General features: G+C 67.1%; 2 protein-coding genes. Both read left to right on the forward strand.

Annotated elements, in window-relative coordinates:
* The first annotated feature begins 178 nt into the window (after positions 1-178).
* Positions 179-1,105 (forward strand): nucleotidyltransferase family protein, encoded by a 927-nt coding sequence (locus N864_RS20975; RefSeq protein ID WP_162164559.1) that lies wholly within the window; start codon positions 179-181, stop codon positions 1,103-1,105.
* The gene (locus N864_RS20980) at positions 1,102-2,670 is read left to right on the forward strand and encodes a lipopolysaccharide biosynthesis protein (protein WP_051518889.1); all 1,569 of its coding nucleotides are present in this window, start codon (positions 1,102-1,104) and stop codon (positions 2,668-2,670) included. Before N864_RS20975 ends, N864_RS20980 begins: the two co-directional genes overlap by 4 nt.
* The last annotated feature ends 186 nt before the right edge of the window (positions 2,671-2,856 follow it).

Here is a 2,856-nt window from a genome sequence, read left to right on the forward strand (position 1 = left end):
AAATGACCCACGGATGAGTCAGAAGGGCCGTAATATTGGGACTCTGAGCCGCTCGCCGGCGGCCTCGGCGTGGGAGGTTCTCGCGACCGCCTTCGGGGATGCGTCGACCCAGGACCGTGTCTGGCTGGGACTGGAGCGACGGCTGGACATCGACTCCGTGGCTCATGACCTGCACGGAGTGTTCGGTCAGCTCGCCAATGCGCTCCGCGCCGGGGGGCACGCGTGGCCCGAGCTGGCACGTCTCGACGGCGTGAGACGCCGCCAGTGGACGAAGAACACCCTGCGGCTACGCGCGCTTGAAGCGGCGCGGGAACCGCTACGCCAGTCTGGCATCGCAACGATGCCCGCTGGTGGTTTGGCGCTCCTCCTGCGACAACCGCACGCCGGCGATCGACCGTTGGTGGATGCCGACTTCTCTCTTGATGGGGCGGAGCTCGAGCGAGCCGTCGCAATCCTGACCGGCGAGGGCTGGAGTGAGATCCTCCGTCGACGTGACGGGTACCTCATGGACCTACACGCCGTAACCCTCGAGCGGGACAAGCAACAGATCACCCTGCGCGCGGTGCCCGGCCGGTGGCCCTATGGTCCAGACACGGACAGCAACACCGATGGCCTGCCGAGCGCGGCGCGACTGCTCGCATACACCCTTGTCGAAGGTTTTCGTCTCTGGGGCTACACGCCCACCCGGCGCTACGCCGACGTCCTCCTGCTGCTTAGGGACCCCGCGGGGCTCGACTGGCGCGACTTCCTCCAGGTGGTGCGCGCCCGTCACGGGGAGGCTGTCGTGCTGGCCGCACTCGTGGAGGTGGAGTGCCGCGTCGCCGGCCTCGTGCCAGCCGACGTCTTGGAGCAGTTGACGGAGTCGGTCGGTCGACGCGAGCGGGTGGCGGCCTCGGCTGACCTGCGTCTTGGCACTGCTGCCGTCATTCTTCGCAGAACTGCGGGGCTGTCAGGCCGGGCGGTGGTGGCAGCGACCCCCGGAATTCTCTGCGACCTCTGGGACGTGGCACGCCCCTCGGAGCTGCCCTCGGCCGGTCTGCGGCGCATGCGGCTGCGCTTCCTGCAATCGAGCAGCGCCTCTTCGACAGCTGGGGCGCGGCCATGACCGTACCCGCGCTCGGGACGCTGGGGAGGGCCGTCAGATACTTCCGGCCGCCCCAGGGTGACCCCCTCGTGCAGGACGGCCTCGGTAACGGACTCAGAGGACGCAGCGCTAGAGGGGCGGCCAGCACCATGGCGGGCCAAGCTTTGAGATTCATCCTCCAGACCGGCTCGACCGTTCTGCTCGCCCGCCTCATCACACCCGATGAGTACGGCCTCGTCGGCATGGTCCTGGCCCTGATCGGAATCGGCGACGCCCTGATGAACCTCGGCCTTTCCCAGGCGACGGTACAACGTCGGGAGGTCACGCAGGATCAGGTCACCTTCTTTTTCTGGTTGCAGGCCACGGTCGGGGCGGCCCTCACTCTCGCAACCATCGGGCTTTCCTGGTCACTGGCGGAGTTCTACGGCCGCGACCAGCTCGTCCCCGTCACCATGGCTCTGGGAGCGACGTTCCTCGTCAACGGGCTCTCGGCCCAGCACCAGGCGATCCTGACTCGCCAGATGCGCTTCGGCGTCCTGTCGACGATCGACGTCCTCGGCCTCTTCCTGGGCATCGTTGCCGCCATCATCATCGCGGTGCTGGGCGCCGGGGTATGGGCTCTCGTCGCCCTATCGCTCAGCGTTCCACTCGTCAGGCTCGTGATGTCGTGGAGCTCGAGCGGCTGGGCTCCCGGCCCGCCAAGGCGCTGTCCTGGAGTCTGGCCCATGGTGCGCTTCGGGCTGAACCTCACCTTCACGAACGCCTTGGACTACACGGCCCAGAACATCGACAACGTCTTGCTCGGACGGGTGTACGGGGCCGGCACAGTGGGCCTGTACTCCCGTGCCTACAACCTCCTCCTTCTACCCATCCGCCAAGTGACAGCACCGATCGCTCGCGTGGCGGTTCCCGTATTGTCCTACCTGATGAGTCAGCCGGACCGATACCGGCGCTTCTTCACCACAGCGCTCTCCGGCACCGCATACCTGTCCATCCCGGGCATCTGCTTTCTCGCCGCCATGAGCCATGAGGTCGTCGCGATCATGCTGGGAAGGCAGTGGAGCGGGGCGACCCCGATCTTCCAAGTCCTCGCCATCGGGGGCGTCATGGTGTCGCTGCGGAGTACGAACGGCTGGCTCTTCGTCTCGTCCGGGCAGACCGGCCGCCAGGCGATCTGGGCCCTCGTCAACCGGCCGGTCATCATCGCGGGGATCGTCTGCGGTTTGCCGTGGGGAGCGGTTGGGGTGGCCTGGGGGTTCGTCCTAGCCCACGGGGTGCTTTTCGTCCCCTCGTTCGCCTATTCGGTCCGCAACACGCCCGTCCGCCTCCCGGATATCTGGTCATCCGTGTGGCGTCCTTGTGTCCTCGGCGCGGCGGTCTACCTGACCGGCGTGATCGTTCACGAGCGGATCAGTGCGGCCGTGTGGATTGTGGGCCTGGTAGGTCTTCTCGCGAGCGCTTCAGTCCTCGGCGTCGCGGCGCTCTTGTGGTCCGCGGTGCGTCGAGACGTGCGTGAGCTGAAGTCCGCCATCCTCTCGCGTCAGACCCGGGTCAACGAGCACGCTCAACAGACGGTGAACCGGTAGAGGCAGCTGACAACCGACCTGGAGACCCGTGAGGGGGCGACCACGCCGCTCCTCGCGGTGGTGATCGCGAACCGTCCGGTCGCCGAGGTCGCCACCCAGTACGGCATCTCCCGTTCGTGACTCTACGAGCTGCTCGCCCGCCGACCTGCAGGCCCGAGCTTGTCAAGTTGTCTGCGTAAGCGATCT

The sequence above is a fragment of the Intrasporangium chromatireducens Q5-1 genome, from assembly GCF_000576575.1.
Classification (GTDB): domain Bacteria; phylum Actinomycetota; class Actinomycetes; order Actinomycetales; family Dermatophilaceae; genus Intrasporangium_A; species Intrasporangium_A chromatireducens.